The sequence below is a fragment of the Motilimonas sp. 1_MG-2023 genome (assembly GCF_030547455.1).
Lineage (GTDB): Bacteria > Pseudomonadota > Gammaproteobacteria > Enterobacterales > CBDFNC01 > Motilimonas.
In genome coordinates this window covers 1-228 of sequence record NZ_JAUOPX010000370.1, presented here as the reverse complement: position 1 = coordinate 228, position 228 = coordinate 1, and the positions used below count along the sequence as shown (strand labels likewise).

The window sequence follows — 228 nt, the reverse complement described above, 5'->3', positions numbered from 1 at the left end:
CTATTTAGAAGATATTGGCCAGCAACAAGTTGATAAATTTGAGTTTTTTTGGACTGGCCCAAGCGTGTGGTCGGTATCGTATCCGCCAGAGGATCTAATACGAGTTTCTGATCAATTAGGCAGAAAAACCGTGATTTGGGCAAACTACCCAGTTAAAGACATGAAAAATAGGCATTTTTTATTATAGCGTGCCTTGCAGGACCGATTAGCCAGTATGCCATACTTAAC

At 40.8% G+C, this 228-nt stretch carries 1 protein-coding gene; it reads left to right on the top strand.

Going from position 1 to position 228, the window contains the following annotated elements; translation table 11 throughout:
* Positions 1 to 187 (top strand): beta-N-acetylglucosaminidase domain-containing protein (locus Q4519_RS22330; RefSeq protein ID WP_303516188.1); only part of this gene is annotated, 187 nt, incomplete at its 5' end.
* Between the last annotated feature and the right edge of the window lie 41 nt (positions 188 to 228).